At 66.6% G+C, this 23,801-nt stretch carries 22 protein-coding genes; 20 read left to right on the plus strand and 2 right to left on the minus strand.

What is annotated here, in order from left to right:
* Position 1: 1 nt before the first annotated feature.
* Positions 2 to 1,093, plus strand: a complete 1,092-nt coding sequence (gene rpoS / locus ABFO07_RS09655; RefSeq protein ID WP_059567234.1) for an RNA polymerase sigma factor RpoS — start codon at positions 2 to 4, stop codon at positions 1,091 to 1,093.
* A gap of 5 nt (positions 1,094 to 1,098) precedes the next feature.
* Positions 1,099 to 1,878: a 3'-5' exonuclease gene (locus tag ABFO07_RS09660; protein ID WP_059567232.1), complete on the plus strand. Its 780-nt coding sequence runs from the start codon at positions 1,099 to 1,101 to the stop codon at positions 1,876 to 1,878.
* A 6-nt stretch (positions 1,879 to 1,884) separates the two neighbouring features.
* Here ABFO07_RS09660 and ABFO07_RS09665 read toward each other — a convergent pair whose 3' ends face one another.
* Positions 1,885 to 2,748, minus strand: coding sequence for an endonuclease/exonuclease/phosphatase family protein (locus tag ABFO07_RS09665; RefSeq protein WP_347467006.1), 864 nt, complete (start codon positions 2,746 to 2,748; stop codon positions 1,885 to 1,887).
* Positions 2,749 to 2,818: 70 nt separating this feature from the next.
* Here ABFO07_RS09665 and rlmD point away from each other — a divergent pair, with 70 nt between their 5' ends.
* Entirely contained in the window at positions 2,819 to 4,216 is a 1,398-nt protein-coding gene (gene rlmD, locus ABFO07_RS09670; protein ID WP_175038411.1) for a 23S rRNA (uracil(1939)-C(5))-methyltransferase RlmD, read from the plus strand.
* 71 nt (positions 4,217 to 4,287) lie between these two features.
* On the opposite strand, the gene ABFO07_RS09675 is transcribed toward rlmD, so the two are convergent.
* Positions 4,288 to 4,986, minus strand: a complete 699-nt coding sequence (locus ABFO07_RS09675) for a Bax inhibitor-1/YccA family protein (RefSeq protein ID WP_006761414.1) — start codon at positions 4,984 to 4,986, stop codon at positions 4,288 to 4,290.
* A 249-nt stretch (positions 4,987 to 5,235) separates the two neighbouring features.
* On the opposite strand from ABFO07_RS09675, the gene ndk reads away from it, so the two are divergent.
* From ndk to ltrA, 17 genes are all read left to right on the plus strand, one after another.
* Entirely contained in the window at positions 5,236 to 5,661 is a 426-nt protein-coding gene (gene ndk / locus ABFO07_RS09680) for a nucleoside-diphosphate kinase (RefSeq protein ID WP_059567225.1), read from the plus strand.
* Between the two features lie 56 nt (positions 5,662 to 5,717).
* Entirely contained in the window at positions 5,718 to 6,857 is a 1,140-nt protein-coding gene (rlmN, locus tag ABFO07_RS09685) for a 23S rRNA (adenine(2503)-C(2))-methyltransferase RlmN (RefSeq protein WP_059567223.1), read from the plus strand.
* 168 nt (positions 6,858 to 7,025) lie between these two features.
* Entirely contained in the window at positions 7,026 to 8,063 is a 1,038-nt protein-coding gene (locus tag ABFO07_RS09690) for a helix-turn-helix domain-containing protein (RefSeq protein WP_059882706.1), read from the plus strand.
* A 112-nt stretch (positions 8,064 to 8,175) separates the two neighbouring features.
* Positions 8,176 to 9,480: a flavodoxin-dependent (E)-4-hydroxy-3-methylbut-2-enyl-diphosphate synthase gene (gene ispG, locus ABFO07_RS09695; RefSeq protein ID WP_059567419.1), complete on the plus strand. Its 1,305-nt coding sequence runs from the start codon at positions 8,176 to 8,178 to the stop codon at positions 9,478 to 9,480.
* A gap of 15 nt (positions 9,481 to 9,495) precedes the next feature.
* Complete coding sequence (gene hisS, locus ABFO07_RS09700) at positions 9,496 to 10,836, plus strand: histidine--tRNA ligase (protein WP_059567219.1); 1,341 nt, start codon at positions 9,496 to 9,498, stop codon at positions 10,834 to 10,836.
* A 55-nt stretch (positions 10,837 to 10,891) separates the two neighbouring features.
* The gene (locus ABFO07_RS09705) at positions 10,892 to 11,521 is read left to right on the plus strand and encodes a tetratricopeptide repeat protein (RefSeq protein ID WP_059567217.1); all 630 of its coding nucleotides are present in this window, start codon (positions 10,892 to 10,894) and stop codon (positions 11,519 to 11,521) included.
* A 41-nt stretch (positions 11,522 to 11,562) separates the two neighbouring features.
* Positions 11,563 to 12,708, plus strand: coding sequence for an outer membrane protein assembly factor BamB (bamB, locus tag ABFO07_RS09710; RefSeq protein ID WP_059567215.1), 1,146 nt, complete (start codon positions 11,563 to 11,565; stop codon positions 12,706 to 12,708).
* Positions 12,709 to 12,950: 242 nt separating this feature from the next.
* Positions 12,951 to 14,288: a ribosome biogenesis GTPase Der gene (der, locus tag ABFO07_RS09715; protein ID WP_059567213.1), complete on the plus strand. Its 1,338-nt coding sequence runs from the start codon at positions 12,951 to 12,953 to the stop codon at positions 14,286 to 14,288.
* Between the two features lie 164 nt (positions 14,289 to 14,452).
* The gene (gene hfq, locus ABFO07_RS09720) at positions 14,453 to 14,692 is read left to right on the plus strand and encodes an RNA chaperone Hfq (protein WP_006399927.1); all 240 of its coding nucleotides are present in this window, start codon (positions 14,453 to 14,455) and stop codon (positions 14,690 to 14,692) included.
* 72 nt (positions 14,693 to 14,764) lie between these two features.
* Entirely contained in the window at positions 14,765 to 15,928 is a 1,164-nt protein-coding gene (gene hflX / locus ABFO07_RS09725) for a GTPase HflX (protein WP_175038413.1), read from the plus strand.
* Between the two features lie 47 nt (positions 15,929 to 15,975).
* A complete protein-coding gene (hflK, locus tag ABFO07_RS09730; RefSeq protein WP_347467012.1) occupies positions 15,976 to 17,316 on the plus strand; it encodes an FtsH protease activity modulator HflK in 1,341 nt (446 codons plus the stop codon).
* A gap of 14 nt (positions 17,317 to 17,330) precedes the next feature.
* The gene (hflC, locus tag ABFO07_RS09735; protein ID WP_059567207.1) at positions 17,331 to 18,233 is read left to right on the plus strand and encodes a protease modulator HflC; all 903 of its coding nucleotides are present in this window, start codon (positions 17,331 to 17,333) and stop codon (positions 18,231 to 18,233) included.
* Positions 18,234 to 18,269: 36 nt separating this feature from the next.
* A complete protein-coding gene (locus tag ABFO07_RS09740; protein WP_059567203.1) occupies positions 18,270 to 18,461 on the plus strand; it encodes a DUF2065 domain-containing protein in 192 nt (63 codons plus the stop codon).
* 99 nt (positions 18,462 to 18,560) lie between these two features.
* Entirely contained in the window at positions 18,561 to 19,709 is a 1,149-nt protein-coding gene (locus ABFO07_RS09745; RefSeq protein WP_059567201.1) for an ATP phosphoribosyltransferase regulatory subunit, read from the plus strand.
* A 114-nt stretch (positions 19,710 to 19,823) separates the two neighbouring features.
* Positions 19,824 to 21,170: an adenylosuccinate synthase gene (locus ABFO07_RS09750; RefSeq protein ID WP_059809370.1), complete on the plus strand. Its 1,347-nt coding sequence runs from the start codon at positions 19,824 to 19,826 to the stop codon at positions 21,168 to 21,170.
* Between the two features lie 6 nt (positions 21,171 to 21,176).
* Positions 21,177 to 21,767 (plus strand): phosphoribosyltransferase, encoded by a 591-nt coding sequence (locus ABFO07_RS09755; protein WP_059921394.1) that lies wholly within the window; start codon positions 21,177 to 21,179, stop codon positions 21,765 to 21,767.
* Positions 21,768 to 22,204: 437 nt separating this feature from the next.
* A complete protein-coding gene (ltrA, locus tag ABFO07_RS09760; RefSeq protein ID WP_060327413.1) occupies positions 22,205 to 23,575 on the plus strand; it encodes a group II intron reverse transcriptase/maturase in 1,371 nt (456 codons plus the stop codon).
* The last annotated feature ends 226 nt before the right edge of the window (positions 23,576 to 23,801 follow it).

Below are 23,801 nucleotides of genomic sequence, written 5' to 3' on the forward strand. Positions count from 1 at the left end.
CATGCCGAAATCGAAGCGCCACGAGCCGCAAGCCGAGTCTGAAAAGATCAGTCGCGCCACGCAGGGATCGGTGGAGCGAACTGGCGCTTCGACGGAAGATGAGGACGACGCCGCGGACAGCGAGCGCGAGTTCGAGGCGCGCGATGCCGACGCCGATGCGGACGGCGGCGACGAGCGTGAAGGCCGGGCGGAGGCGTCGCCCGATCTGGACGATTTCCGCGCACTGCTGCAGGCGGAGCTGACCGCCGACACGATCCAGCATTACCTGAATCGCATCAGCGTCAAGCCGCTGCTGACCGTCGAGGAAGAGCAGCGCTATTCGCGCCTCGCGAAGGCCGGCGAATTCGAGGCGCGGCAGGTGATGATCGAGCGCAACCTGCGCCTCGTCGTCAGTATCGCGAAGGGTTATCTGAATCGCGGCGTGCCGCTGCTCGACCTGATCGAGGAAGGCAACCTCGGCCTGATGCACGCGATCGAGAAGTTCGATCCGACGCGCGGCTTCCGCTTCTCGACCTATGCGACGTGGTGGATCCGGCAGAGCATCGAGCGGGCGATCATGAACCAGGCCCGCACCGTGCGCCTGCCGGTGCACGTGATCCGCGAACTCAACCAGGTGCTGCGCGCGAAGCGCCACCTCGAAAAGAACTCGATGTCGACGGGCGAGGCGGCCGAACGCCGCGAAGCCAGCATCGACGACATCGCCTACCTGACCGGCAAGACCGCCGAGGAAGTGACCGACATCCTCGCGCTCAACGAGCACACCGCGTCGCTCGACGCGCCGCTGGATCTCGATCCGGCGAGCAGCCTGCTCGACCTGCTGCCGGACGACCAGAGCCAGTCGCCGGACGCCGAGGTGCAGCACCGCGAGCTCGAGACGCTCACGCGCGCCTGGCTGTCGCGGCTGTCCGACAAGCACCGGCACGTGATCGAGCGCCGCTTCGGCCTGAATCACATCGAGCCGGCGACGCTCGAGGAGCTCGCCGACGAAATGGGACTCACGCGTGAGCGGGTGCGGCAGATCCAGCAGGAAGCGCTGGTGCGTCTCAAGCGGTTCTTTGCCTCCAACGGCGTTCGCAAGGACGCCGTCCTGTAAAACTGATGACTCCGATTCTGGTTTTTGACATCGAGACGATCCCCGATGTCGACGGCATTCGCCGTCTCGACGATCTGCCCGCGACGCTCGACGATGCCGCGGTGGCCGAACATGCGTTCGCCGCGCGCCGCGAGAAGACCGGCAGCGATTTCCTGCCGCACCACCTGCAGCGCATCGCGGCGATCTCGTGCGTGTTCCGCGACAACACCGGCTTTCGCGTGCGCTCGCTCGGCACGCCGCAGGACAACGAAGCGACGCTGATCCAGTCGTTCTACCGCGTGATCGAGAAGTACACGCCGCAGCTCGTGTCATGGAACGGCGGCGGCTTCGACTTGCCGGTGCTGCATTACCGCGCGCTCGTGCACGGGATCACCGCGACCCGCTACTGGGATCTCGGCGAGGACGACCGCGACTTCAAGTGGAACAATTACATCTCGCGCTACCACTCGCGGCATACCGACCTGATGGACGTGCTCGCCATGTATCAGGCGCGCGCGAACGCGCCGCTCGATGCGCTCGCGAAGCTGTGCGGCTTTCCCGGCAAGCTCGGGATGGACGGCAGCCAGGTCTGGACCGCGTTCCGGGAAGGGCGGATCGAGGAGATCCGCAGCTACTGCGAAACCGACGTCGTCAACACGTATCTGCTTTATTGCCGCTTCCTGCTGATGCGCGGCGGCCTCACGCCGAGCGAATACGCGGACGAGATCCTGATCGTCAAGAATGCGCTGGCGCAGGAGCTGGGGCCGCACTGGGTCGAGTATCTCGCCGCGTTCGGCGACGCGTAATGCGTCTTAATCCAGTTCGAGCACGATCGGCTGGTGATCGGATGCGCGTACGTCGCCGTCGATCTCGCAGCGCCGGACGCGCGGCAGCAGCGTGTCGGTGACGAACACGAAGTCGCATGTGAGCGGCCCGTCGGACCATTGCGCCGTATCGTAGACGCCGGCCGTCGGCGGCGGCGCGACGCCCGGGTGCCGCGCGGCCCACGCGTCGACGAACGGCGGCGCGCCGTCGACGGGTTCGAGAAGGCGCCGATAAGCGTCGCTGTCGTACGGGCTGTTGAAGTCGCCGCAGATGATCGCGTCGCGCGGCTGCGCGGTCGAGCTGAACGGGCCGTCCGCATTCTCGGCCTGCGCGGGGCGGTCGGCGTGCGAGCAGGCTTCGCGATGCCGGTCGCGCAGCGCATCGACCTGCGCGCGCCGTTGTCGCTCGGAATAATATTCAAGGTGGGTGGTGGTCACGCGCAGCGGGCCCGACGCGCTCGTCAGCTCGACTTCGAGCGCGACGCGTGGCATCGACGGCGCGGCGTCGTCCGCCGGCCATGGCAGCAGCAGGCGCATCACGCGCCCGACCGGCAGGCGGGTGGCGATCGCGTTGCCGAACTGGCGGCGCGGCGCGCCGGATGTGCCGGGCGCGGTGCGCGGCAGGTCGGCGCCGATCGCCTCGACGATCGTGTAGCCGGGCAGCAGCGCGGCCAGTTCCGCGAACTGGTCAGGGCCGGGCCCGCCGGCCAGCGCGCCGAACCCGCGCGTGACTTCCTGCAGGCACAGCACGTCGAAGTCGCCGAGCCGGCGTGCGGCGGCGATCGTGCGGGGGAGGTCGACGACGCCGTCCGCGTCCCGACCCCATTGGATGTTCCAGTCGATCAGTCGCATGTTCGAATCTCCGTGAGGAAGCGGTCCTTCGTCTACAATCTCGCCTTTCAACGTTTGTCAGGAAAAGCTGGTGTCTGAAGCCGTCCCCACTTCTGCGCGCAAATTGAAAAGCGTGCCCGCCGCGCCCGCAAGCGCCCCGGTTCTCGAGATCGAATCGCTCGACATGGAAGCGCGCGGTGTCGGCCGCGTGACGACCGAGGACGGCGAGCCAGGCAAGGTCATCTTCGTCGAGGGCGCGCTGCCCGGCGAGCGTGTGACCTATTCGAGCTACCGGCGCAAGCCGAGTTACGAGCAGGCGACGGTTGTCGATATTCTGCGCCCGAGCGTGATGCGTACGCAGCCGAAATGCGCGTTTTTCGGCACCTGCGGCGGCTGCTCGATGCAGCATCTCGACATGCGCGCGCAGGTCGCGATCAAGCAGCGCGTGCTCGAGGACAACCTGTTGCATCTCGCGAAGCTGCGCGCGGAGACGGTGTTCTCGCCGATCCACGGCCCGTCGTGGGGCTACCGCTACCGCGCACGCCTGACCGTGCGCAACGTCGTGAAGAAGGGCGGCGTGCTGGTCGGCTTCCACGAGAAGAAGAGCAGCTACGTCGCCGACATGACGAGCTGCGAGGTGCTGCCGCCGCACGTGTCGGCGATGCTCGTGCCGCTGCGCCGATTGGTCGAGGGGCTGTCGATTCGCGATCGCATGCCGCAGATCGAGCTGGCGGTCGGCTCGCAGGTCACGGCGCTGGTGCTGCGCGTGCTGGAGCCGATCAACGCGGCCGACGAAGCGCTGCTGCGCGCATTCGCCGACGAGCACAAGGTGCAATTCTGGCTGCAGCCGAAGGGCCCGGACACGGTGACGCCGTTCTATCCGCTCGACGTCCCGCTCGACTACACGCTGCCCGAGTTCGGCATTCGCATGCCGTTCAAGCCGACGGACTTCACGCAGGTCAACCACCAGATCAACCGTGTGCTGGTCGGCCGCGCGCTGCGCCTGCTCGCGCCGTCGCGCGACGACCGCGTGCTCGACCTGTTCTGCGGGATCGGCAACTTCACGCTGCCGCTCGCGCGCATCGCGCGAGAGGTGGTGGGCATCGAGGGCAGCGAAACGCTGACTACGCGCGCGCTCGCGAATGCGCGCGAGAACGGCGTCGACGGCCACACGACGTTCGCGTGCCGCAACCTGTTCGAGGTGACGGCCGACGACATCCGCGCGCTGGGCGCGTTCGACAAGTTCCTGATCGACCCGCCGCGCGAAGGCGCGCTCGCGGTTTCGAAGGCGCTGGCGGACATCGCGCAGAGCGGCGAGGGCCCGCTGCCGCGCCGGATCGTCTACGTGTCGTGCAACCCGTCGACGCTCGCGCGCGATGCGGGCCTGCTCGTGCACGAGGCCGGCTACCGGCTGAAGGGCGCGGGCGTCGTCAACATGTTCCCGCATACGTCGCACGTCGAATCGATCGCGCTGTTCGAGCGCGACTGATCGCGCAAAGCCGGCGCGCATGAAAAAACCGGCCCGAGGGCCGGTTTTTTTGCTTGCTGCGGGCGGGAACGTCAGTTGCGGTTGCCGCCGAAGATGCCAAGCAGGGCCAGCAGGTTCGTGAACACGTTGTACAGGTCGAGGTAGATCGCGAGCGTGGCCGAGATGTAGTTCGTCTCGCCGCCGTTCACGACGCGCTGCACGTCGAACAGCATGTATGCCGAGAAGATCGCGATCGCGAGCACCGACACGGTCAGCATCAGCGCCGGCAGCTGCAGGAAGATGTTCGCGACCGATGCCAGCAGGATCACGATCACGCCCATGAACAGCCACTTGCCGAGGCCCGAGAAATCGCGCTTGCTGACGGTGGCGATCGTCGCCATCGCCGCGAAGATGATGCCGGTGCCGCCGAACGCGAGCATGATCAGCGACGGGCCGTTCGAGAAACCGAGGATGAAGCTGAGCAGGCGCGACAGCATCAGGCCCATGAAGAACGTGAAGCCGAGCAGCACGAACACGCCGGCGGCGCTGTTCTTGGTGCGCTCGATCGCGAACATGAAGCCGAACGCGATCGCGAAGAACGCGAGGAGGCTCATCATCGGGCTGGTGGCCGCGAACAGCGAGAAGCCCGTCGCAACGCCGACCCATGCGCCCAGTACTGTCGGCACCATCGAGAGCGCGAGCAGCCAGTAGGTGTTCCGCAGTACGCGATTGCGCACCTCGGCGGTGCTGACGGAACCGCCGCGGCCGAAATTGTACGGATAGTCGTTCATGGTTTCTCCTAACATTGGACGCGTGGGCGCCCGGGGCCGGCCTGGCGCGCGCGGTGTGCGGCGCAGCATGCCGGTGCAGCTATGGCTAAGATACGTTCCGCGCCGGGAGGTTTCAATGGCAGGACGGCGCAAAACATATGGATTTGGAACCTTTCATGCATGTAAGGGTTCAATCGCAATGATACACGGGTTCGTGCTACAATAGCGGATTCATTTGGAAGTGTAACTTCTTAATTTTTTGGAGTTTTTATGGCAATCGAACGCACCCTGTCGATCATCAAGCCGGATGCGGTGGCAAAGAACGTGATCGGCCAGATCTACAGCCGCTTCGAAGGCGCCGGCCTGAAGATCGTCGCATCGCGCATGGCGCACCTGTCGCGTGCGGACGCAGAGAAGTTCTACGCTGTTCACGCAGCGCGCCCGTTCTTCAAGGACCTCGTCGATTTCATGATTTCGGGCCCGGTGATGATCCAGGTTCTGGAAGGTGAAGGCGCGATCCTGAAGAACCGCGACCTGATGGGCGCGACGGATCCGAAGAAGGCGGAAAAGGGCACGATCCGCGCAGACTTCGCGGACAGCATCGATGCGAACGCAGTGCACGGCTCGGACGCGCCGGAAACGGCAGCCGTCGAAGTTGCGTTCTTCTTCCCGGAAATGAACGTCTACTCGCGTTAAGCACTGACTGACATTCAGGCAGGCAGGATTCAGCGCACGCGGCAAGGCAGGACACCATGACGATCGAAACTTCCGTCAATCTTCTCGACTTCGACGCCGAGGGGCTCGTCGCATATTGCGGCAGCCTGGGCGAGAAGCCGTTCCGCGCCAAGCAGCTGCAGCGCTGGATCCACCAGTACAACGCCGGCGATTTCGACGGCATGACCGATCTCGCGAAGTCCCTGAGGGAAAAGCTCAAGGGCCGCGCGACGATCACGATGCCGGACATCGCCAGCGATCACGTTTCCGCCGACGGCACGCGCAAGTGGCTGATCGACGTCGGGAACGGCAATGCGGTCGAAACCGTGTTCATCCCGGAAGAGACGCGGGGCACGCTGTGCGTGTCGTCGCAGGCCGGGTGCGCGGTGAACTGCCGCTTCTGCTCGACGGGCAAGCAGGGGTTCTCCCGCAATCTGTCAACGGGCGAAATCATCGGCCAGCTGCGCATGGCCGAATTTGCGTTGCGCGCCTCGCTGGGCCGCGCGCCCGGTCCGAACGGCAAGGCCGAACGGGTGATCACCAACGTGGTGATGATGGGCATGGGCGAGCCGCTGCTGAACTACAGCGCAGTCGTGCCGGCGATGCGGCTGATGCTCGACGACAACGCCTACGGGCTGTCGCGCCGGCGGGTCACGCTGTCGACGTCCGGCGTGGTGCCGATGATGGACCGCCTCGGCGCCGAGCTGCCGGTTGCGCTGGCCGTTTCGCTGCACGCGCCGAACGATGCGCTGCGCGACGAGCTCGTGCCGCTCAACAAGAAGCATCCGCTGCGCGAGCTGATGGCGGCTTGCCAGCGCTACCTGAAGGTCGCGCCGCGCGATTTCATCACGTTCGAATACTGCATGCTCGACGGCGTCAACGACACCGAGGCGCATGCGCGCGAGCTGCTCGCGGTGACGCGCGACGTCCCGTGCAAGTTCAACCTGATCCCGTTCAATCCGTTTCCGGAGTCGGGGCTCATTCGTTCGAAGCCGGAGCAGATCAAGCGCTTTGCGCAGGTGCTCATCGACGCCGGCGTCGTCACGACCGTGCGCAAGACGCGCGGCGACGACATCGACGCCGCATGCGGCCAGCTGGCCGGTGCCGTGAAGGATCGCACGCGCCTCGCGGAGCGTATGGGGGCAGCAGGAAAAATCATCGAGGTTCGGGCGGTTTAACGGGGTCGCCTAGACGGGGTCGCCCGGGCCTTTTTTGCAGTACAACACGCGAATAGCGATCGGACGCGGCGCCTCGGGCGCCGCGCATGGTATGGACGACGCGCGGGCGCCGCGCCGGCATGGGCCGGCAGCACCCGCCAGTGAAGAAGAATCGACGCGAGGACAAGGATGAGTGAGCCGCAGCCGTCAAACGGCGCAGAGACGAATGCCGCGAAGCCGGCAACGGCTGGACTGGAATCATTGACGGCCGTCGGGGGGCGGCTCGCGCAGCTTCGGGAAGCGAAAGGCTGGTCGGTCGACGACGTGTCGGCGCGGCTCAAGGTCGCACCGCAGAAGCTGCGGGCGCTCGAGGCGGGCGATATCAGCCACCTGCCGGGCGTGACGTTCGCGCTCGGCGTCGTGCGCAGCTATGCGAAGATGCTCGGCGTCGATCCGGAACCGTTTGCACAGGCATTGCGCCGTGAGCGAGGTGTGCCGGAAGTGGACCTGTCGATGCCGGCGTCGTCGGGGACGGATCTGCCGCGCGGCCGCGTGTCGATTCCGCTCGGCGGCTCGTCGCGCCATCGCCCGTGGTTGTGGGGCGCGGCGGCGGCGGTCGTCGCGATGATCGCGGCGGCGATGTGGCACACTGGCGGCGAATCGTCGAACTGGCTGGCGCGCTTCAAGGCCGGCGGCGCGCAAGGCGCATCCGCCGTGCAGGCGCCTGTCGCGGCTTCCGCTGTCGGCGAGGCGAGCGCGGCCGGTGCATCCGCGGTCGCCGTCACTGAAGCGTCGGCGCCTGCGTCGGCTGCGGTTGCGGCAGCACCGCAAGTGGTGGCGTCGGCTGCTCCGGCTGCGTCGACGGCCCCGGCAGCTCCGGTCGAGGCCGCACCGGCGTCGCAGCCCGCGGCTGTCGTGCCGGCGGCGAGCGCGCCCGTGGCGGCAGCGGCCCAGCCGGCGAGTGTGGTGGTCGCGGCAGGCCAGTCGATGGTCGAACTGAAGGTCAAGCAGGACTGCTGGTTCAGCGTACGCGACAAGAACGGCAAGGAGCTGTTCTCCGCGCTGGTGCGCGCCGGCGAGACGAAGCAGGTCGCGGGCGACGGGCCGCTCAAGGTCACGATCGGCAACAAGGCGGGCCTCGACGCGATCGCGTTCGACGGCAAGCCCGTCGATCCGGCAAAATATTCGGCAGCGCGGGGGAACGTGGCGCGGTTCACGTTGCCCTGACGGTAAGCGCCGTGGCGAAGGTCTGTCGTGGGTGTCGACAGGCCTCGAGGACACGGCGCTTTTTCAATTCATGCGCCGCGTCGCGGCGCATTCGGCGTAAATGGATCTATCGATGCAATCCGAAGCTCAATCCCCACGCAGCAGTCAGATTTGTTCAACCGAGCCGGTGTTCGGCGGGCATGCGGCGCGTCGTGTATCGCATGCGGTGAATGTCCGCTGGGGCGGGCAGCTCGTGACGATCGGCGGCGATTCGCCGGTGCGCGTGCAGTCGATGACGAATACCGACACCGCGGACGCGATCGGTACGGCGATCCAGATCAAGGAACTCGCGAACGCGGGCTCCGAGCTGGTGCGCATCACCGTCAACACGCCCGAGGCCGCGGCCGCCGTGCCGGCGATCCGCGAGCAGCTCGACCGGATGGGCGTGACGGTGCCGCTCGTCGGCGACTTCCATTACAACGGCCACCTGCTGTTGCGCGACCATCCGGGCTGCGCGGAGGCGCTGTCGAAGTACCGGATCAACCCCGGCAACGTCGGCCAGGGCGCGAAGCGCGACACGCAGTTCGCGCAGATGATCGAAGCGGCGATCAAGTACGACAAGCCGGTGCGCATCGGCGTGAACTGGGGCAGTCTCGACCAGGACCTGCTCGCGCGCATGATGGACGAGAACGGCGCGCGCGCGCAGCCGTGGGACGCGCAGAGCGTGATGTACGAAGCGCTGATCCAGTCGGCGATCGGCTCGGCCGAACGCGCGGTCGAGCTGGGCCTCGGCCGTGACCGCATCGTGCTGTCGTGCAAGGTCAGCGGCGTGCAGGACCTGATCGCGGTGTACCGCGAGCTCGCGCGCCGCTGCGGCTTCGCGCTGCACCTCGGGCTGACCGAGGCCGGCATGGGTTCGAAGGGCATCGTCGCGTCAACGGCGGCGCTCGGCGTGCTGCTGCAGGAAGGCATCGGCGACACGATCCGCATTTCGCTGACGCCGGAGCCGGGCGCGTCGCGCACCGGCGAAGTGGTCGTCGGCCAGGAAATCCTGCAGACGATGGGCCTGCGCTCGTTCGCACCGATGGTGATCGCGTGCCCGGGCTGCGGCCGGACGACGAGCACGCTGTTCCAGGAGCTCGCGATGCAGATCCAGACCTACCTGCGCGAGCAGATGCCGGTGTGGCGCAAGGAATATCCGGGCGTCGAAACGATGAACGTCGCGGTGATGGGCTGCATCGTCAACGGCCCGGGCGAATCGAAGCACGCGAACATCGGCATCAGCCTGCCGGGCTCCGGCGAGAACCCGGCCGCACCGGTCTTCATCGACGGCGAGAAGGTCAAGACGCTGCGCGGCGAACGCATCGCCGAGGAATTCCAGCAGATCGTCAGCGACTACGTCGAACGCAACTACGGCCGCGCGACGGCCGCGAACTAATCCGTCACACACACGATGACTGAACAAAAACGCAAGATCGAGAAGCTCACCGGCGTCAAGGGCATGAACGACATCCTCCCGCAGGATGCCGCGCTGTGGGAATTCTTCGAAGCCACCGTGAAATCGCTGTTGCGCGCGTACGGCTACCAGAACATCCGCACGCCGATCGTCGAGCACACGCAGCTCTTCACGCGCGGCATCGGTGAAGTCACGGACATCGTCGAGAAGGAGATGTACAGCTTCACCGATGCGCTGAACGGCGAAAACCTGACGATGCGGCCCGAGAACACGGCCGCCGTCGTGCGCGCGTCGATCGAGCACAACATGCTGTACGACGGCCCGAAGCGCCTGTGGTACATCGGCCCGATGTTCCGTCACGAGCGTCCGCAGCGCGGCCGCTATCGCCAGTTCCACCAGGTCGGCGTCGAGGCCCTCGGCTTCGCGGGCCCGGATGCGGACGCGGAAATCATCATGATGTGCCAGCGCCTGTGGGACGACCTCGGCCTGACCGGCATCAAGCTCGAGATCAACTCGCTGGGCCTCGCGGAAGAGCGCGCGGCGCACCGCGTCGAGCTGATCAAGTATCTCGAGCAGCACGTCGACGCGCTGGACGCCGACGCGCAGCGTCGCCTGTATACGAACCCGCTGCGCGTGCTCGACACGAAGAACCCGGCGCTGCAGGACATCGTGCAGAACGCGCCGAAGCTGATCGATTTCCTCGGCGACGAGTCGCGCGCGCACTTCGAAGGGCTGCAGCGCCTGCTGAAGGCGAACAACATCCCGTTCAAGATCAACCCGCGTCTCGTGCGCGGCCTCGACTACTACAACCTGACCGTGTTCGAGTGGGTCACCGACAAGCTCGGCGCGCAGGGTACGGTCGCGGCCGGCGGCCGCTACGATCCGCTGATCGAGCAGCTCGGCGGCAAGCCGACCGCCGCGTGCGGCTGGGCGATGGGCATCGAGCGCATTCTCGAGCTGCTGAAGGAAGAGGACCTCGTGCCCGAGCAGGACGGCGTCGACGTCTACGTCGTGCACCAGGGCGATGCGGCGCGCGAGCAGGCGTTCATCGCCGCCGAGCGCCTGCGCGACACGGGCCTCGACGTGATCTTCCACTGCAGCGCCGACGGCGCGACGGCCAGCTTCAAGTCGCAGATGAAGCGCGCCGATGCGAGCGGCGCCGCATTCGCGGTGATCTTCGGCGACGAGGAGATCGCGAACGGCACGGTGGGCGTGAAAGCGCTGCGCGGCACGGGTGCGGAAGGGGAAAAGAACGTTCAGCAGACCGTACCGGTCGAAAGCTTGACCGAATTCCTAATCAATGCGATGGTTGCATCCGCCGAAGACGGCGACGACTGATCGCGCTGGCATTCGCTCGACAAGAACAGCCTGAACAGGAAGGAATCGCTCGCCGATGAGTTACCACGACGAACAAGAATCGATTGAAAGTGTCAAGGCGTGGTGGGCCCGCTGGGGCAATCTCACCACGTGGATCGTGCTTGCGGCGCTGGTCGTCGCGGCCGGCTTCAACGGCTGGAATTACTGGCAGCGCCGTCAGGCCGCGCAGGCGTCCGGGCTGTACGAGCAGGTGCAGAAGGCCGCCGCGTCGAACGACAAGGCGACGATCGCCCGCGCCGCCGCCGACATGGAAGACAAGTACGGCAGCACGGCCTATGCGCAGATGACGGCGCTCTCGGCCGCGAAGGTGCTGTACGCGGCCGGCGATACCGCGGCTGCGAAGGCGCAACTGCAATGGGCGGTCGATCACGCGAAGGACGACGAGTACAAGCAGATTGCGAAGCTGCGCCTCGCGTCGCTGCTGCTCGACGAGAAGGCGTACGACGCGGGGCTCGCGCTGCTGTCGGGCACGCCGGCCGATGCGTTCAAGGGCCTCGTGGCCGATCGCCGCGGCGATCTGCTCGCGGCGCAGGGCAAGGCGGACGACGCGCGCGCCGCGTACAAGCTCGCGCTCGACAGCCTGCCGAAGGAAGACATGTCGGCCCGTCAGCTCGTGCAGTTCAAGCTCGACGCGCTGGGCGGCTGAGCCGCGGCCCCATCAACCTCTTAACTTTGCTTCGCTAACCGATGAATTTGCTGAAACGTTACGCTGTGCCCGTTGCCTGCGCGGCGGCCGTCCTGGCATTGGCGGCCTGCTCGTCATCGAAGGACGCGCGCCGGGTGCCGACGCCGCTGACCGAGTTCAAACCCGTCCTCGACGTGCAACAGGTCTGGTCGTCGAGCGTCGGCAAGGGCGGCCGCTTCCTGTTCTCGCCGGTGGCGGTGGGCGATGCGATCTTCGCGGCCGGCGAAAACGGCTCGGTCGAGAAGATCGATGCAAAGACCGGTCAGCGGATCTGGCGCACCAAGCTCGACTCGGACCTGTCGGCAGGCGTCGGCAGCGACGGCAACCTGACCGCGGTCGGCGCGCTGAAGGGCGGCGTGTTCGTGCTCGGCCCGGACGGCAAGCTGCTGTGGAACACGAGCGTGCAGGGCGAGATCTTTTCGCCGCCGCTCGTCGGCAACGGGCTCGTGATCGTCCGCACGATCGACGGCCAGGTGATCGCGTTCTCCGCGCAAACCGGCGAACAGAAGTGGAACTACCGCAACCGCGCGGTGCCGCTGAACCTGCGCGTGTCGGCAGGCATGACGTTCGCGGGCGATGCCGCGGTGCTGGCGGGCTTCCCGGGCGGCGGCCTCGTCGCGATCAACCTGCAGACGGGCGAGCCGTTCTGGCAGACGCCGGTGTCGTTCCCGAAGGGCGTGACGGAAGTCGAGCGGATCAACGACGTCAGCGGTCCGCCGACGCTCGTCGGCGCGCAAACCTGCGCAGCGACGTTCCAGGGGCAGCTCGGCTGCTTCGATGCGAACTCGGGCCGCCCGCTGTGGGAGAAGGCGTTCTCGAGCCGCAGCGGCGTCGCGCAGGACGACTCGGTCGTCGCCGGCGGCGACGACTGGTCGGTCGTCACCGCCTACGACGCGGCGACGGGCAACGAGCTGTGGCGCAACAACAAGCTGAAGAGCCGCGACGTCGGCGTGCCGTACCTGCTTGGCCATGCGGTCGTGCTGGGCGACTACAAGGGCTTCGTGCATTTCCTGTCGCGCGAGGACGGCACGTTCATCGCGCGGATGAAGACCGACGGCAGCCCGATCACGGCGGCGCCGGTCCTCGCGGGCAGCACGCTGGTCGTGCAGACGCAGGACGGCGGCCTGTACGGCTTCCGTCCGCGCTGACGCGGCGACGCGCGGGCGCGGCGCGCGGGGTGTCCCGCTCGCCGCACCGCGCATGAAACAAAGGCGGCCGGCGCTCCCGGCCGCTCGGTATTTGAAAGGCAGTTCGAGACGAAAGATCGACGGCGCGCATCGTGCGCCGGGCGCGCGCATCCGGCGCAGCGCGAATTCGTGATATTTTCATTCAGCGCAGCCGCCCGCAGCAGCGGGCCTCCCGCTGCTGCGCATCACCGTAGACAACACAGATGAAACCGGTCATTGCCCTCGTTGGGCGCCCCAATGTGGGGAAATCCACGCTGTTCAACCGGCTCACGCGCTCGCGCGATGCGCTCGTCGCCGACTTGCCGGGCCTGACGCGCGATCGCCATTACGGCGAGGGGCGGGTCGGCGCGCGGCCGTATCTCGTCGTCGACACGGGCGGCTTCGAGCCGGTCGCGAAGGACGGCATCCTGCACGAAATGGCGCGCCAGACGCGGCAGGCGGTCGAAGAGGCCGACGTCGTCGTGTTCATCGTCGACGGCCGCAACGGGCTCGCGCCGCAGGACAAGTCGATCGCCGACTACCTGCGCAAGACCGGCCGGCCGATCTTCCTCGTCGTCAACAAGGCCGAGGGGATGAAGTACACGGCGGTCGCGACCGACTTCTACGAGCTCGGGCTCGGCGACCCGCGCGCGATCTCGGCCGCGCACGGCGACGGCGTGACCGACATGATCAACGAGGCGCTGGAGGTCGCATACAAGGACCACCCGGAAGAGGAGGACGAGAACGATCCGTCGCGCGGCATCAAGATCGCGATCGTCGGCCGGCCGAACGTCGGCAAGTCGACGCTCGTCAACGCGCTGATCGGCGAGGATCGCGTGATCGCGTTCGACATGCCGGGCACCACGCGCGATTCGATCTACGTCGACTTCGAGCGCAACGGCAAGAAGTACACGCTGATCGACACGGCCGGCCTGCGCCGCCGCGGCAAGGTGTTCGAGGCGATCGAGAAGTTCTCGGTCGTGAAGACGCTGCAGTCGATTTCCGACGCGAATGTCGTCATTCTTCTGCTGGATGCGCAGCAGGACATTTCCGACCAGGACGCGCACATCGCGGGTTTCGTCGTCGAGCAGGGGCGTGCGCTCGTGATCGGCGTCAACAAGTGGGACGGCCTCGACGAGCACGCGCGCGATCGCGCGAAAGCGGATTTGACCCGCAAGCTGAAATTCCTCGATTTCGCGAAATCCCACTTCATTTCCGCAGCGAAGAAGACCGGCATCGGCACGCTGATGCGCTCGGTCGACGATGCATACGCGGCGGCGATGGCGAAGCTGCCGACGCCGAAGCTCACACGCGCGCTGATCGACGCGGTCGAGTTCCAGCAGCCGCGCCGTCGCGGCCCGGTGCGTCCGAAGCTGCGCTATGCGCACCAGGGCGGCCAGAATCCGCCGATCATCGTGATCCACGGCAACGCGCTCGACGCGGTGACCGAAACCTACAAGCGCTACCTCGAGAATCGTTTCCGCGAAACTTTCTCCCTGACCGGGACTCCATTGCGCATAGAGTTCCGTTCGTCGAACAATCCGTACGCGGACAAGAGCTGATGCACGCCCCGCACGCCCGTTTTCACGCGTCCCGCAAGGGATAGGCTGTATGGCCCGGGCCCGGGCGGGGCAGGCAAAATCGGCTATAGTGTAGCGATTGGCGCCGGATCTCTTTTTCTTCGTCGCCAATCCAGATCAACCTGCAAAAAAAGATGGAGTACGCCATGAGCAACAAAGGGCAATTGTTACAAGACCCGTTTTTGAACGCACTGCGCAAGGAGCACGTTCCGGTTTCGATTTATCTCGTGAACGGCATCAAGCTCCAAGGGAACATCGAATCGTTCGACCAGTACGTCGTGTTGCTCCGTAATACGGTGACCCAGATGGTCTACAAGCACGCCATCTCGACGGTCGTGCCGGCGCGCCCGGTGAATTTCCACCCGGACGCGGAAGCCTCGTCCTAACCTATCGCCGCGGCCGGCATCCGGTCGCCGCGTGCGACCGATGCCAGCCGCCAAATCTTGACACCTGACAATTTGATCAACGCAGCGCTCGTCGGCATCGATTTCGGCAAGACCGATTTCGAAGCCAGTCTCGAAGAACTCAGTCTTCTCGCATCCAGCGCGGGTGCACATCCCGCCGTCACGCTGACCGGCCGCCGGTCCAGCCCCGATGCCGCGATGTTCGTCGGCAGCGGAAAAGCCGAAGAATTGCGGCTGGCCTGCGAAGCCAACGACGTCGAAATCGTCATCTTCAATCACGCGCTCGCACCGGCCCAGCAACGTAATCTGGAACGTGCGCTTAACAGGCGCGTCGTCGACCGCACCAGCCTCATCCTCGACATCTTCGCGCAGCGCGCACGCAGTCACGAAGGCAAGCTGCAGGTCGAACTCGCGCAACTGCAATACCTGTCGACCCGGCTGATCCGCGCGTGGACCCACCTCGAGCGGCAAAAGGGCGGTATCGGCCTGCGCGGCCCCGGCGAAACCCAGCTCGAAACCGACCGCCGGCTGATCGGCGAGCGCATCAAGATGCTGAAGTCCCGCCTCGATCGGCTGCGCCGGCAGCACAGCACGCAGCGCCGCCAGCGGGCCCGCAGCGGCACGATGTCGGTGTCGCTCGTCGGCTATACGAACGCGGGCAAGTCGACGCTGTTCAATGCGCTGACGAAAGCGCAGGCATACGCGGCCGACCAGCTGTTCGCGACGCTCGACACGACGTCGAGGCGCGTGTATCTCGGCGACGACGTGGGCCAGATCGTGGTGTCGGACACCGTCGGCTTCATTCGCGAACTGCCGCACCAGCTGGTCGCGGCGTTCCGCGCGACGCTCGAGGAAACGATCCACGCTGACTTGCTGCTGCATGTGGTCGACGCATCGAGCGCGGTGCGGCTCGAGCAGATCGAGCAGGTCAACGGCGTGCTGCACGAGATCGGCGCCGACACGATCCGGCAGGTGCTGGTGTTCAACAAGATCGACGCCGTGCCCGAACTGGCGGCCCGGGGCGACGCGGTCGAGCGGGACGAGTATGGTAATATTTCGCGCGTCTTTTTGAGCGCGCGCACCGGTCAGGGTCTGGACGCGCTGCGCGCCGCCATCGCCGAAATCGCCTCCGCGGAACATCTTGCCGGCGCGATGCCGTTCGACGGCGCGCCCGCAGAATCACACGAAGACCACACGCTTTCCGAACACGGGCGCTAGCCGGTCCCGGCCGGTTTGCCGGCGTCTAATCTGGTGAACAAACTCTGGTGAACGAATACAACGAGCGGAGTACCTGGCGGCGGATGCGCGCCTTGCTGTCGATCAACGATCCTCGCTGGGGACGTAGCGAAGGCAATGGCGAGACGAAGCCCCGCGCGAACGAATCGAAGCGCCCGCCGGGCGGCGACGGCGAAGGCCCGCCGGATCTCGACGAGATGTGGCGCAACTTCAACCGGCGCCTGGGCGGCCTGTTCGGCGGCAAGGGCGGCAACGGTTTCCGTCCGGACAACGGCCGCGCCGCGCGAGTCGGCGTCGGCATCGTGATCGGCGTGCTCGTCGCGGTCTACGCCGGCAGCGGCCTCTTTGTCGTGCCGGAAGGCCAGACGGGCGTCGTGCTGCAGATGGGCCGGCTGGCCGGCACGGTCGGCCAGGGCGTGCACTGGCGCGCGCCGTATCCGTTCGCGTCGCACGAGATCGTCGATACGTCGCAGAGCCGCTCGATCGAGATCGGCCGCAGCAATGTCGTGCGTCTCGCGAGCGTGAAGGAAGCGTCGATGCTGACGCGCGACGCGGACATCGTCGATGTGCGTTTCAGCGTGCAATACCGGGTCCGTTCGGCGACCGACTACCTGTTTCGCAGCGCCGACCCCGATCGCAGCGTGACGCAGGCCGCGCAGGCCGCAGTGCGGGCGATCGTCGGCACCCGCAGTGCGGCGGACGTGCTCAGTCAGGACCGCGATGCGCTGCGCCAGCAATTGACCGAAGCGATCCGGCGCGATCTCGACCGCTATCAGACCGGCCTCGAAGTCACGTCCGTGACGATGCAGAGCGTCGCGGCGCCCGAGCAGACGCAAGCCGCCTACGGCGAAGTGGCGAAGGCACGCGACGAGCGCGAGGCGGCGAAGCGCACCGCGCAAGTCTATGCGAACGACCTGCTGCCGAAGGCGCAGGGCGATGCCGCGAAGCTGATCGACGAGGCGAAGGCATATTCGGAGCGCGTCGTCACGCAGGCCGAAGGCGACGCCGAGCGTTTCAAGCAGGTCTATGCGCAATATTCGAAGGCGCCTGCCGTGATCCGAGAACGCATGTACCTGGAGACCATGCAGGAAATCTATTCGAACTCGACGAAGATCTTCGTCGGCAACAAGGGCGGCAACAATGTGCTGTACCTGCCGCTCGACAAGCTGGTCGAGCAGGGCCGGCACGGTGCGGCGAGTGCAGCGGCGCCGGCCGGCGCTTCGGCGGCCGATGGCACGTCCGCATCCGCGCCGGCCGCCGCCGCCATGCCACCGGCCAGTGCGGCCGCTGCCGCGTCGGCAGCCGGCGGCGACACGCTGCGATCGCGCGAAGGGTTCCGCAGCCGGTCGCGTGAAGACGATCTGAAGTAAGGGGAGCGCGAGTCATGAACCGAATCATTGCGCTCGTCGTCGCAATCGTGATCGCCGCCTTTGCGGCATCGTCCACCGTCCTGACCGTCGGCCCGCGCTATGCGGCCGTGTTGTCGGGCCGCTCGGGCGCGGAGCCGACGCTGGCCGGCCCCGGCGTCCATTTCAAGCTGCCGCCGCCGCTGCAGACGGCGACGCTGATCGACACTCGCCTGCAGTCGCTCGAGTCGGCGGATCCGCTGCAGCTTGCCACCGCGGACAAGCACGACCTGCTCGTCAGCTATGCGGTGAAGTACCGCATCGCCGATCCGATGAAGTATTTCGCCGTGACCGGCGGCGAGGCGGCCGCGGCTGCCGATCGCCTCGGCGCCGCGCTGAAGGGCGCGCTCGGCGACGCAATCGGCAAGCGCGCGCTCGACGACGCGATCGGCGGGCAGCGCGCGATCGCAGATGCTGTCCGCGGTGTGCTGCAGACGGCTGCGTCCGGCTTCGGCGTCGACGTGGTCGACGTCCAGCTCACGCGGGTCGACCTGCCGGCTGCGCAGGCCGATGCGGCCTACCAGCGGATGATCACGGCGCTGCGCGACCAGGCCGCCCGGGTGCGTGCCGAAGGCGCGGCGGACGTCGAGCAGATCAAGGCCGACGCCGAGCGCGAGCAGCAGGCCGTGCTCGCGAATGCGTACAAGTCGGCGCAGACGATCAAGGGCGAGGGCGACGCGAAAGCCGCGACGATCGCCGCCGACGCGTTCGGCCGCGATCCGCAGTTCTACCAGTTCTACGCGAGCCTGCAGGCCTATCGCAACACGTTCAAGCGCAACGACATCATCGTCGTCGACCCCGACAGCGAGTTCTTCCGCTTCATGCGCAGCCCGACGGGCGGTGCCGCCGCACCGGCGGCGCCTGCCCCCCGCAAACACTGACCTTGGGGCGCCGCGACGCGCGGCGCCGTCGATCGCATGGACCTGGCTGGCTCGTTGTTGCTTGCAGTTGCGCTGATGCTGATTATCGAGGGCGCGTTCCCCTTCGTGTTTCCGTCCGCATGGCGCGACACGTTTCGTAGAATAGCGGAGCGGCCGCCGCATCATATCCGGATCGGCGGGCTGATCGTCATGGCGCTCGGGCTCACGCTGCTGCTGCTCGCCACCTGATCCGGACGGCGCACCGGCCCGTCCGTCCCCGATCCGATTTCGATTCACAACGCGGTGCGCAGAGTTGCGCGCCCAGTTTCCTGTCGTAGGACCGTACCGATGTCGACCTGGTTACTTCCCGAGAATATCGCCGACGTATTGCCGTCGGAAGCGCGCAAGATCGAGGAGCTGCGCCGCAGGCTGCTCGACCGCTTCCGTTCGTACGGCTACGAGATGGTGATGCCGCCGCTGCTCGAATATCTCGAGTCGCTGCTGACGAGCGGCGGCAACGACCTGCGCCTGCGCACCTTCAAGCTGGTCGACCAGCTGTCGGGGCGCACGCTCGGCCTGCGCGCGGACATCACGCCGCAGGTCGCGCGCATCGACGCGCACCTGCTGAACCGCCAGGGCGTGACCCGCCTGTGCTATGCGGGCAACGTGCTGCATACGCGTCCGCGCGGCCTGCACGCGACGCGCGAGCAGATCCAGATCGGCGCCGAAATCTACGGCCATGCGGGGCTCGAGGCCGACCTCGAGGTCCAGCAGCTGATGCTCGACGCATTGCGCCTGACGGGCCTGTCGCGCATCCGTCTCGACCTGTGTCACGCCGGCGTGCTTGGGGCGCTGTTCGCGCGCGACGCGCAGGCGGCCGAGCGCGGCGAAGCGCTGTACGACGCGCTGGCGGGCAAGGACGTGCCGCTGCTGAACGAGCTGACCGACGACCTGGGCGCCGATACGCGCGCTGCGCTGCGTGCGCTGCCGCACTTGTACGGCGACGCGAGCGTGCTCGACGAAGCGCGCGCAAAGCTGCCGGCGCTGCCGGAAATCACGCGGGCGCTCGACGATCTCGCGCAACTCGCGGCGCAGGTGCGGGATGCCGAGGTGGCGATCGACCTCGCCGACCTGCGCGGCTATGCGTATCACAGCGGCGCGATGTTCTCGGCGTACGTCGACGGCGTGCCGAACGCGGTCGCCCGCGGCGGCCGGTACGACCATGTCGGCCAGGCCTACGGCCGCGCGCGTCCGGCGACCGGCTTCTCGCTCGACCTGCGCGAAATCGCGCGCATTTCGCCGGTCGAGGCGCGCGGCGCCGCGATCCTCGCGCCGTGGGCGCAGGACGACGCGCTGCGCGCGGCCGTGGCGGCGCTGCGCGATGCGGGCGAGGTCGTGATCCAGGCGTTGCCGGGGCACGACCACGTGCTCGACGAATTCGCGTGCGACCGTTCGCTCGTCGAGCGCAACGGCGCGTGGGTGGTCGAACCCCGTTAAAAAGGCGTTCGCGGGCCGCGTTCTGGCGTGCCATATCGTTGAAGCGAAACGGAAAAATTCGGAATCGCCCGCGAACATAGGTAGAATACGTTTTTAACCAGCTAACGAATCAACATGTCTGCCAGCGCAGTGAATGTGACTCCCGGGCGCAACGTCGTCGTCGTGGGGACTCAATGGGGTGATGAAGGCAAAGGCAAGATCGTCGACTGGCTGACGGACCACGCTCAGGGCGTCGTGCGTTTCCAGGGCGGCCACAACGCCGGCCACACCCTCATCATCGGCGGCAAGAAAACCATCTTGCGCCTCATCCCGTCGGGCATCATGCGTGAAGGCGTCGCCTGCTACATCGGCAACGGCGTCGTCCTGTCCCCCGAGGCACTGTTCAAGGAAATCGGCGAGCTCGAAGAGGCTGGCCTGAACGTCCGCGACCGACTGTTCATTTCCGAAGCGACCACGCTGATCCTGCCGTATCACATCGCGATCGACCAGGCGCGCGAAGCGCGCAAGGGCGCGGGCAAGATCGGCACGACCGGCCGCGGCATCGGCCCGGCGTACGAAGACAAGGTTGGCCGCCGCGCGCTGCGCGTGCAGGATCTGTTCGACGCGAAAACCTTCGCCGATCGCCTGCGCGAGAATCTCGATTTCCACAACTTCGTGCTGACCCAGTACCTGGGCGGCGCGGCAGTCGACTTCCAGGCCACGCTCGACACGATGCTCGGCTATGCGGATCGCCTGAAGCCGATGGTGGCCGACGTGTCGCGCCGCCTGTACGACGCGAACAACGCCGGCCAGAACCTGCTGTTCGAAGGCGCGCAAGGCACGCTGCTCGACATCGATCACGGCACCTACCCGTTCGTCACGTCGAGCAACTGCGTCGCCGGCGCGGCGGCGGCAGGCGCGGGTGTCGGTCCGCAGAAGCTGAACTACATCCTCGGCATCACGAAGGCCTATTGCACGCGCGTCGGTTCGGGCCCGTTCCCGAGCGAGCTGTACGACGCCGACAATCCGAAGCGCCAGGAGCAGGTCGGCATCGAGCTCGCGAACGTCGGCAAGGAATTCGGTTCGGTCACGGGCCGTCCGCGCCGCACCGGCTGGCTCGACGCGGCCGCGCTGCGCCGCTCGATCCAGATCAACGGCGTGTCGGGCCTGTGCATGACCAAGCTCGACGTGCTCGACGGCCTCGACGAGGTCAAGCTGTGCGTCGGCTACAAGATCGACGGCAAGGATGCGGACATCCTGCCGCGCGGCGCGGCCGACGTGGCGCGCTGCGAGCCCGTGTACGAGACGTTCGTCGGCTGGAAGGAAAGCACCGTCGGCATCAATTCGTGGGATGCGCTGCCGGCGAACGCCCGTGCGTACCTGACCCGTGTCCAGGAAGTGGCCGGCGTGCCGATCGACATGGTGTCGACCGGCCCGGACCGCGACGAGACGATTCTGCTCCGCCATCCGTTCAAGGTGTAACACTCGATGACGAAGCTGAATACGACGTCGCTCGTGATGTCCGATCCGCGCAACGACGACAAGAACCTCTGGGTGGGTTGGGACGAGTATCACCGCCTGATCGAGTTGCTCGCGCTGCAGGTGCATGCATCCGGCTGGAAGTTCGACCAGATCCTGTGCCTCGCGCGCGGCGGCCTGCGTGTCGGCGATCAACTGTCGCGCATCTACGACGTGCCGCTCGCGATCCTCGCGACCAGCTCGTATCGGGAAGCGGCCGGCCGCGAGCAGGGCGATCTCGACATCGCGCAGTACATCACGATGACGCGCGGCAATCTCGAGGGCAACGTGCTGCTGGTCGACGACCTGGTCGATTCGGGCGTCACGCTCGCGCGCGTGCAGGAGCACCTGAAGGAGCGCTATCCGTCGGTCACGGCGGTGCGCTCGGCCGTGCTCTGGTACAAGGGCTGCTCGAAGGTGAAGCCCGATTACCACGTGCAGTTCCTGCCGATGAACCCCTGGATCCATCAGCCGTTCGAGGAGTGGGACACGGTTCGTCCGCACAATCTCGAGGCGTGGATCAAGCGCGGCGACGCGCAGCGTAACGGCGCGGGCGCGTAAGCGCTTGCCCGTCTCGCCAGGTCTCGCGAACGGCGCCGCTTGCGGCGCCGTTTTCATGTGCGCCCAGCATGGGCGCACTCCTGCGGGTGGAAGTCCCGCCATAAGCTGGTCACGGCAAATGAAGCGAAGCGCAACTGCATGAGGGCGACCGAGTGTGGGGAGGAAGCGTGGAGCGTAAATCGCGAGCCGATGGACAAGAACCGCATAGAAGGCGTTGCTGAGCAGGGCGAGCGGGCATGAAGCCGCGAAGCTCTCGTGATCAAGGCGAGGCGGCGTAAATGCGGCGGTTGTGCGATGAAGGAGTGCGTTCTTACCTGGGGAGAACTCGCCTTATGCCTGAAAGGGCGACGGTGTCGAGCCGGAGCGAGAAGTCAGCAGAGGCCGTAGTAGCCGCTGGTTGAGGGCGAAGGGCTGAACGAGCAGGAGGGCCGAAGGCCGTGTCGTTCGGACGTGCAGGGCATCAGAAGGCTACGCAGGTAGCGCGCAACGCGGGATGGCGAGGTGAAGCCGAGCCGGAAGCGAGGCGTGATGAAGCACGGACGGCGCGACACGAAACCGGAGGCTTGGGGCGGGACAGTCTGCTGTCGCAGGCGCTCGCGAGAGCGAATCTGGTGATGGCGTGGAAACGCGTCAAAGCCAATCGTGGCAGTGCCGGGGTGGATGGGAAGTCGATTGCCGAGACGGCGGCACACCTGAAGACGCACTGGCCCCGGATTCGGGAAGCGTTACTGGAGGGAAGCTACCGGCCCGCGCCGGTGCGGCGAGTCCAGATTCCGAAGCCTGGTGGCGGGATGCGTGAACTGGGGATTCCGACGGTGACGGATCGGCTGATCCAGCAAGCCCTGCTGCAAGTCTTGCAACCCATCATTGATCCGACCTTCTCCGAACACAGCTACGGCTTCCGGCCGGGGCGTCGAGCGCGTGACGCGGTGCTGATGGCGCAACGGCACGTACAGGACGGCTACCGGGTGGTGGTCGATGTGGACCTGGAGAAGTTCTTCGATCGGGTCAATCACGACATCCTGATGGAGCGACTATCGAGGCGCATTGAGGACAAGGCCGTGCTGCGGCTGGTTCGGCGCTACCTCGTGGCCGGGATCATGGATGGCGGAGTGGTCATGGAGCGACACGAAGGCACGCCGCAAGGCGGGCCGCTGTCGCCGCTGCTGGCCAATGTGCTGCTGGACGAGGTGGACCGGGAACTGGAGAAGCGAGGCCACCACTTCGTGCGTTACGCCGACGACTGCAATGTGTACGTGCGCAGTCACAGCGCGGGCGAACGGGTGCTGAATGGTTTGCGCAAGCTCTACGACCGACTTCACCTGAGGGTCAACGAGGCGAAGACGGCGGTTGCACAGGCGACCGGTCGCAAGTTCCTGGGCTACGAACTGTGGCGCGGTACGGGCGGCCGGATCAAATGTGCGGTGGCCCGAAAGACCCTGAAGACCTTCAAGCAACGCATCCGGGAACTGACCCGCCGCTGGGGCGGGAGAAACTTGCCAGAGGTAGCGGAGCGATTGAGGGCTTACGTGCCGGGCTGGAAGGCGTACTTCCACTTGGCACAAACGCCCAAGGTGTTCCGTCAACTCGACGAGTGGATCAGGCACCGGTTGCGTGCGATGCAGCTCAAGCACTGGCGCCGTGGCACGACGATGTATCGGGAGTTGCTGGCCATGGGAGCCTCGGCCGAAGATGCGCGCAGGGTGGCGGCGAACAGCCGCTGCTGGTGGCGCAACAGCTATCAGATGCTGAACCGAGCGATGCCCGTGGCCTACTTCGACCGGCTCGGGGTGCCCCGGCTCTCATAACCTCAACTGCTCGAACCGCCCGGTGCGGACCCGCATGCCGGGTGGTGTGGGAGGGGATCGGTCAGGCTGCTGCCTGACCGCCCCTATCCCGATTGGTGCGGCGCGATCCGGGTAGGCAGGCGTGGCTGCCGCGGCTATGATGGCAGCCCTGCCACAGCTCGCGCGGCGCTGCACGGGCGGCGCGGAGGACGTGGCTTCGCGGCAACAGGACAAGGCGGCATCCGGT

Source organism: Burkholderia stagnalis, from assembly GCF_039848545.1.
Classification (GTDB): Bacteria; Pseudomonadota; Gammaproteobacteria; order Burkholderiales; family Burkholderiaceae; genus Burkholderia; species Burkholderia stagnalis.

Coding starts and splice junctions, on each gene's coding strand:
- rpoS (WP_059567234.1), top strand. CDS start 2: ATGCCGAAATCGAAGCGCCACGAGCCGCAAGCCGAGTCTGAAAAGATC.
- ABFO07_RS09660 (WP_059567232.1), top strand. CDS start 1,099: ATGACTCCGATTCTGGTTTTTGACATCGAGACGATCCCCGATGTCGAC.
- ABFO07_RS09665 (WP_347467006.1), bottom strand. CDS start 2,748: ATGCGACTGATCGACTGGAACATCCAATGGGGTCGGGACGCGGACGGC.
- ABFO07_RS09675 (WP_006761414.1), bottom strand. CDS start 4,986: ATGAACGACTATCCGTACAATTTCGGCCGCGGCGGTTCCGTCAGCACC.
- ndk (WP_059567225.1), top strand. CDS start 5,236: ATGGCAATCGAACGCACCCTGTCGATCATCAAGCCGGATGCGGTGGCA.
- rlmN (WP_059567223.1), top strand. CDS start 5,718: ATGACGATCGAAACTTCCGTCAATCTTCTCGACTTCGACGCCGAGGGG.
- ABFO07_RS09690 (WP_059882706.1), top strand. CDS start 7,026: ATGAGTGAGCCGCAGCCGTCAAACGGCGCAGAGACGAATGCCGCGAAG.
- ispG (WP_059567419.1), top strand. CDS start 8,176: ATGCAATCCGAAGCTCAATCCCCACGCAGCAGTCAGATTTGTTCAACC.
- hisS (WP_059567219.1), top strand. CDS start 9,496: ATGACTGAACAAAAACGCAAGATCGAGAAGCTCACCGGCGTCAAGGGC.
- ABFO07_RS09705 (WP_059567217.1), top strand. CDS start 10,892: ATGAGTTACCACGACGAACAAGAATCGATTGAAAGTGTCAAGGCGTGG.
- bamB (WP_059567215.1), top strand. CDS start 11,563: ATGAATTTGCTGAAACGTTACGCTGTGCCCGTTGCCTGCGCGGCGGCC.
- der (WP_059567213.1), top strand. CDS start 12,951: ATGAAACCGGTCATTGCCCTCGTTGGGCGCCCCAATGTGGGGAAATCC.
- hfq (WP_006399927.1), top strand. CDS start 14,453: ATGAGCAACAAAGGGCAATTGTTACAAGACCCGTTTTTGAACGCACTG.
- hflC (WP_059567207.1), top strand. CDS start 17,331: ATGAACCGAATCATTGCGCTCGTCGTCGCAATCGTGATCGCCGCCTTT.
- ABFO07_RS09740 (WP_059567203.1), top strand. CDS start 18,270: ATGGACCTGGCTGGCTCGTTGTTGCTTGCAGTTGCGCTGATGCTGATT.
- ABFO07_RS09745 (WP_059567201.1), top strand. CDS start 18,561: ATGTCGACCTGGTTACTTCCCGAGAATATCGCCGACGTATTGCCGTCG.
- ABFO07_RS09750 (WP_059809370.1), top strand. CDS start 19,824: ATGTCTGCCAGCGCAGTGAATGTGACTCCCGGGCGCAACGTCGTCGTC.
- ABFO07_RS09755 (WP_059921394.1), top strand. CDS start 21,177: ATGACGAAGCTGAATACGACGTCGCTCGTGATGTCCGATCCGCGCAAC.